6 protein-coding genes are annotated in these 6,872 nt (G+C 68.3%); all 6 read left to right on the forward strand.

Annotated features, from left to right (window positions below; translation table 11 throughout):
* On the forward strand, nt 1-923 hold a 923-nt coding region (locus K2Z83_RS27380), incomplete at its 5' end, for a mannonate dehydratase (protein WP_220598345.1).
* A 61-nt stretch (nt 924-984) separates the two neighbouring features.
* Entirely contained in the window at nt 985-1,803 is an 819-nt protein-coding gene (locus tag K2Z83_RS27385) for an NAD(P)-dependent oxidoreductase (protein ID WP_220598346.1), read from the forward strand.
* A gap of 92 nt (nt 1,804-1,895) precedes the next feature.
* Complete coding sequence (locus K2Z83_RS27390) at nt 1,896-3,086, forward strand: mandelate racemase/muconate lactonizing enzyme family protein (protein ID WP_220598347.1); 1,191 nt, start codon at nt 1,896-1,898, stop codon at nt 3,084-3,086.
* Between the two features lie 103 nt (nt 3,087-3,189).
* Entirely contained in the window at nt 3,190-4,008 is an 819-nt protein-coding gene (locus K2Z83_RS27395) for an RraA family protein (protein ID WP_220598348.1), read from the forward strand.
* An 84-nt stretch (nt 4,009-4,092) separates the two neighbouring features.
* Nucleotides 4,093-5,421: a mandelate racemase/muconate lactonizing enzyme family protein gene (locus K2Z83_RS27400; protein WP_220598349.1), complete on the forward strand. Its 1,329-nt coding sequence runs from the start codon at nt 4,093-4,095 to the stop codon at nt 5,419-5,421.
* 49 nt (nt 5,422-5,470) lie between these two features.
* Nucleotides 5,471-6,727, forward strand: a complete 1,257-nt coding sequence (locus K2Z83_RS27405; protein ID WP_220598350.1) for an enolase C-terminal domain-like protein — start codon at nt 5,471-5,473, stop codon at nt 6,725-6,727.
* Nucleotides 6,728-6,872 lie beyond the last annotated feature (145 nt).

Here is a 6,872-nt window from a genome sequence, read left to right on the forward strand (position 1 = left end):
GGAAGCTGGCCAAGCAGGCCGGCATCAACAGCGCCGTGGGCGGCCTGCCCACCCCCGCCGACCTGTCCGACGGCGACCAGCCCTGGGACTACCTGCCGCTCCTGCGCATGAAGCAGCGCTACGAGGGCGCCGGCTTCTCGCTGGATGTGATCGAGTCGCGCCCGCCGCTGAACAACGCCAAGCGCGGCCTCGATGGCGGCGAGGCGGAGATCGACACGGTCTGCACGCTGCTGGAGAACATGGGCAAGCTGGGCATCCCCGTCTGGTGCTACGAGTGGATGACCGACTTCAACTGGCTGCGCACCAACACCAGCGTGCCCTCGCGCGGCGGCTCGGTCGTCACCGGCTTCGACTACGCGCAGATGCAGGACGCCCCGCCCACGCCGGGCGGCCCGATCAGCGAGGAGAAGCTCTGGGAGACCCTGGGGCACTTCCTTGAGCGCGTGCTGCCGGTGGCCGAGAAGGCCGGGGTGAAGATCTCGATGCACCCCGACGACCCGCCGCTCTCGCCGATCCGCGGCGTCGGCCGGATCATGCGCAGCGTCGAGAACTACCAGCGCCTGCTCGCCATGGCCCCCAGCCCGATGAACACGATCACGCTCTGCCAGGGCAACTTCACCCTGATGACCGACGACCTGCCCAGGGCCATCCGCGGCTTCGGCAAGGCGATCTCCTTCGTCCACTTCCGCGATGTGCAGGGCACGCCCGAGAAGTTTGAGGAGACCTGGCACGACGCCGGCAAGACCGATATGCTGGCCTGCCTGCGGGCCTACCGCGACATCGGCTTCTCCGGCGTGCTGCGCCCCGACCACGTGCCCACCGTCGAGGGCGACAGCAACGCCAACGCCGGCTACTCGTCCTTCGGCCGGCTCTACGCGATCGGCTACATCCGCGGCCTGCGCCAGGCGGTGTACGCGGAATGATTGCAGATTGGAGCCAATCTGCAATCTGCAATCTGCAATCTGCAATCTGCGAAGGAACCCTATGCACATCGCACTCACCGGCGGCAGCGGCCGGGTTGGCCGCGGGATCATCGACCTGGCCCTGGAGCAGGGCCACACCATCGTCAGCATCGACCGGGTGGCGCCCGCCGAGCCCCGCGCGGGCGTGCGCTTTGTCCACGCCGACGTGACCGACTACGACTCCTTCCTGGCCGCCCTGGGGGGCTGCGAGGGGCTGATCCACATGGCGGCCATCCCCTCGCCGGGCCACCACCCCGACCATGTCGTCCACAACAACAACGTGGCCGCCAGCTACAACGCCCTGCGCGCCGCCGCCGAGCTGGGCGTCCGCAAGGTCTGCCAGGCCTCCAGCATCAACGCCGTCGGCGCGGCCTACAGCCGCTGGCCGATCTACGACTACCTGCCGCTCGACGAGGCCCACCCGACCTACAACGAGGACCCCTACAGCCTCTCGAAGTGGATCTGCGAGGCCCAGGGCGACTCGATCGCCCGCCGCTACGCCGGCATGACCATCGCCAGCATGCGCTTCCACTGGGTGACGGACCACCGGCCCAACCTGGCCGATCACCCCAACATTAACCAGGAGGCCCTGGCCAAGAACCTCTGGGCCTACACCCTGCTGGACGCGGCGGCCCGGGCCTGCCTGGCCGTCATGACCGCCGCGTACATCGGCCACGAGGTCTTCTTCATTGCTGCGCCTACCACCGTGATGGACGAGACCTCGCTGGCCCTCGCGCAGCGCTACTTCCCCGACGCCGAGCTGCGCGGCGACCTGTCCGGCCACCAGGGTCTCTTCGACTGCGCGAAGGCGGAGCGGCTGCTCGGGTGGAAACATCCGTAGGGCCGAAGCATTGGGATGGTCGCGGAGCGACCATCCCAATGCTTCGGCCCTCCATTGGCGACAACCCGCAATACCGGAGGGACACATAATCAATGAAGATTACCGACCTGCGCTGCGCCACCATCGGCGATCACCCGGTCGTGCGGATCACGACTGACGAGGGCGTCAGCGGCCTGGGGCCGATCGAGTCCTACAAGCCCTACCTCAAGCCTCACGTCATGTTCTACCGGGACATGATCCTCGGCGAGGACCCGACCAACGTCGAGCGGGTGATGATGAAGATCCGGCGCATGGGCTCCTTCAAGCCCTGGGGCAGCGCCGTGAGCGCGATCGAGATCGCGCTCTGGGACATCGCCGGCCAGGCGGCCGGCCTGCCGATCTACAAGCTGCTCGGCGGCAAGGTGCGCGACAAGGTGCGCACCTACAACGGCGCGGTGCGCTTCCAGATGCGCGACTACTCGCCCGAGGCCTTCGCCGAGAATATGGCGCAGATGAAGGCCGCCCCCGAGGGCTTCTCGATCATCAAGCAGGGCATCGCCTTCCACAGCCCCATGCCCAACCGCCTGCCCGGCTACTTCTACGGCGAGCCGCAGACCACCGGGCGCCACCCCAACCGCGGCCTGCTCACCGAGGCCGGCCTGAAGCACACCGTCAGGTGCGTCGAGGCCATGAAGGAGGTGCTGGGCGACGAGATCGGCCTGGCCCTGGACTGCGGCCCGGGCTGGATGGTCCCCGACGCCATCCGCATCTGCCGCGCCCTGGAGCACCTCAACCTGATGTGGCTTGAGGATATGCTCACCGGCGACTACACGCCCTACGTGCTGGCCGACCTCTACCGCGAGGTGACGACCCAGACCAGCACGCCCACCCACACCGGCGAGCAGATCTACCTGCGCCAGAACTTCGTCGACCTGATCGAGCGCCGGGCGGTGCGGGTGATCGGCCCCGACCCCTGCGACATCGGCGGGCTGGCCGAGCTGAAGTGGGTGGCCGAGTACGCCGACCTGCACGGCATCCTGATGGCGCCCCACGGCACCGGCAACGGCGTGATCGGCCTCGCCGCGCTGGTGCAGGTCTGCGCCACCCTGCCCAGCAACTACGTCGCCTTCGAGTACCCGATCGGCAAGAAGGACATCTGGCACGAGATCGTCGAGGGCCTGCCCGACCCGATCGTCGTCGACAGCATGATCGAGGTCTGGGACCGGCCCGGCCTGGGCGTGACGATCAACGCCGATCTGGCCCGCCCGCACCTCCGGCCCGAGGACGCCGGGTTCTTCGACTGATGCCGCCTGCGCTGTGCGGGCGCAGCAGCAGGTATGGATGGGGGCTGCCGAATAACCGGCGGCTGCTGCGCCCCAACATCAAGGCTAGCCTACGGAGTGAACGATGCACATCCAACCCTCGCGCGAGGACATGATCGCGCTGACCAGCCTCAACCCATTCGAGCGATTCGACGACGGCCGACCGAAGGTGCCCGACGACCTGCTGGAGCGCATGAAGCTCGTCAGCACCGAGGAGGCCTGGGGCGTGCTGCGCCACCACGGCTACCACCGCCAGTTCGAGGGCGGCTGGCTGCAGACCCACCCCGACGTGATCATGGTCGGCCGCGCGGTGACGGCCCAGTTCCTGCCGCACCGCCCCGACTACCACGAGGCCATCCAGCAGGCCGGCCTGGCCGAGGGCCGCGGCGCGATCGGCGGCCAGAACTCCTGGATCATCGAGACCCTCCAGCACCACGATGTGATGGTGGTCGACATCTTCGGCAAGATCAAGGACGGCACCGTGATCGGCGACAACCTGGGCACCGCCGTGCGCTCGCGCACCCGCGCCGGCGCCCTGATCGACGGCGGCATCCGCGACTACACCGGCCTGCGCGAGCTCACCGAGGTCAACTTCTTCGTGCGCGGCGTCGACCCGACCGCCATCGCCGACGTGACCCTGGCCGGCATCAACATCCCCATCCGCATCGGCGGCGTGACCATCCTGCCCGGCGATGTGATCCTGGGCACGCCCACCGGCATCATCGTCATCCCGCCGCACCTTGCCCAGGAGGTGGTCGAGGCGAGCGAGAACATCCGCGTCCGCGACGAGTTCGGCAAGCTGCGGCTCTCCCAGGGCACCTACACCAGCGGCGAGATCGATGTGCCCACCTGGCGCGAGGATATCGAGGCCGACTTCACCGCGTGGAAGGCAGCTCGGCCATAGTGTAAGGGCGCAGCAGCGGCCGCCGCTGCTGCGCCCCAACGCAGAAAACGGATGGCCGCTGCTGCGCCCCAACGGAGGGATCATATGCCTAAAGATAAGAAGAAGAACAAGGACGCCCCCCGCCCCGAGGACCACGTCGGCGCCGCCTCGCGGCCGAGCGAGCTGCGCATCACCGACCTGCGCACCGCCACCGTCGGCTGGGACCACTGGCACTTCACGATCGTGCGCATCGACACCAACCAGGGCCTCAGCGGCTACGGCGAGGTGCGCGACCTGGCCAGCAAGCGCTACGCGCTTATGTTGAAGGGCCGCCTGCTCGGTGAGAACCCCTGCAACCTGGACAAGATCTTCCGCAAGATCAAGCAGTTCGGCCACCACGGCCGCCAGGGCGGCGGCGTCTGCGGCGTCGAGATGGCCCTGATGGACCTGGCCGGCAAGGCCTACGGCGTGCCGGCCTACGCCCTGGCCGGCGGCAAGTTCCGCGACCGCGTGCGTATGTACTGCGACACGCCCAACGAGCCCACCGGCGCCGAGATGGGCGCGCGCCTCAAGGAGCGCATGGGCCGCGGCTTCACCATGCTCAAGATGGACGTCGGCATCCAGCCGCTGATCGGCGAGCCCAACATGCTCTCCTGGCCCCAGGGCATGCTGCCCAGCGACCCTGAGGATAAGCTGGAGCGCATGCTCAACCTGCACACCCTGATGCACCCCTTCACCCACGTGCGCCTGACCCCCAAGGGCATCGACTCGATCTGCCAGTACGTGGCCGACGTGCGCTCGGTGGTGGGCGACGAGGTGCCGATCGCCGCCGACCACTTCGGCCACATCGGCGTGGACGACTGCATCCGCCTGGGCCATGCTCTGGAGCCCTTTAACCTGGCCTGGCTGGAAGACCTGGTGCCCTGGCAGTACACCGACAGCTGGGTGCAGATCGAGCGCGCCCTGCACACGCCTGTCTGCACCGGCGAGGACATCTACCTCAAGGAGGGCTTCAGGCCGCTGCTGGAGGCCCGCGCCGTCAACATCATCCACCCCGACATGGCCACCAGCGGCGGCATCCTAGAGACCAAGCGCATCGGCGACCTGGCCCAGGAGTACGGCGTGAGCATGGCCATGCACATGGCCGGCACGCCGATCAGCACCATGGCCAGCGTCCACTGCGCCGCCGCCACCGAGAACTTCATCGCCCTGGAGCACCACTTCAGCGACGTGCCCTTCTGGGGCGACTTCATCGACGGCCCGCCCAAGCCGATCATCCAGGGCGGCTACATCGCCGTCCCCGAGACGCCCGGCCTGGGCTTCACGATCAACGAGGAGGCGATCAGGGAGCACCTGGTGCCCTGGGACAAGGGCCTCTTCGCGCCGACGACGGAGTGGGACGGCGACCACAGCCACGACCGGCTCTGGTCGTAGTGACGGGAGAGTGAGAGAGGGACAAGCCCTCTCTCGAAAGGATTTTGATATGAAGATCACCCGCGTGCGCGCCATCCTCACCGCGCCGGAGGGCATCGCCCTCGTCGTCGTCAAGGTCGAGACCGACCAGGATGGCCTCTACGGCCTCGGCTGCGCCACCTTCACCCAGCGCCCCACCCTGGTGGCCCGCGCCGTCGATGAGTACCTCGACCCGCTGCTCCAGGGCCGCGACCCGGCCAACATCGAGGACATGTGGCACCTCATGATGGTCAACTCCTACTGGCGCAACGGCCCCGTGCTCAACAACGCCGTCAGCGGCGTGGACATGGCCCTCTGGGACATCAAGGGCAAGGTCGCCAACATGCCGGTCTACGACCTGCTGGGCGGCAAGTGCCGCGAGGCGGCCATGGTCTACCGCCACGCCGACGGCCGCGATCCCCAGGAGGTGCTCGACAACGTCCAGAAGTACCAGTCCGAGGGCTACCTGGCGGTGCGCTGCCAGATGGGCGGCTACGGCGGGCGGGTGCAGGACATCCGCCCGGGCGCGGCGCTGCCCAGCAAGGGCGCGCCCCAGGCCACCCACCGCGGCCGGGGCATGGACCGCCTCGACAGCGCCTTCCCCGGCACCTACTACAACCCCGACGTCTACGCCCGCTCCATCCCGCCGCTCTTCGACCACATCCGCAGCAACGTCGGCGACGGCCTGTTCCTGCTCCACGACATCCACGAGCGGCTGGCCCCGATCGACGCCATCCGCATGGCCAAGGCCCTGGAGCCCTACCGGCTCTTCTTCCTAGAGGACGCCTTCGCCCCCGACCAGATCGAGTGGTTCCGCCGCCTGCGCGACCAGTGCGCCACGCCGATCGCCATGGGCGAGCTGCACAACAACCCGCTGGAGTGGCGCCCGCTGATCGCCGAGCAGCTGATCGACTACATCCGCGCCCACCTCTCGCAGCTCGGCGGCCTGACCCCGGCCCGCAAGCTGGCCGCGCTCTGCGAGGCCTACGGCGTGCGCACGGCCTGGCACGGCCCCGGCGACGTCTCGCCGATCGGCCACGCCGCCAACCTGCACCTCGATCTGGCCTGCCACAACTTCGGCATCCAGGAGGTGATCAACTTTAGCGAGCCGCTCTACGAGGTCTTCCCCGGCACCCCCGAGCTGCGCGGCGGCTACGTCTGGGCCAACGACAAGCCCGGCTTCGGCGTCGACCTGGACGAGGCCGCCGCCGCCAAGTACCCGATCGAGCTCAAGGTGATCGAGTGGACGCAGGGCCGCTGGCCCGACGGCACGATCTGGACGCCGTAGGGCCTGCGGCCCGCTGTGGTGCGCCGTGGGGCGAAGCCCCAGACCCTGCTTTTGTTGGGGCTTTGGCGGCGAAGTCGCCAAAGCCCCAACAAAAGAATGTTAGACAAGGTTTCAGAAGGGCCGAATCAGCTTGACAGTCTGCTTC

This window comes from Oscillochloris sp. ZM17-4, from assembly GCF_019599295.1.
Classification (GTDB): Bacteria; Chloroflexota; Chloroflexia; order Chloroflexales; family Chloroflexaceae; genus Oscillochloris.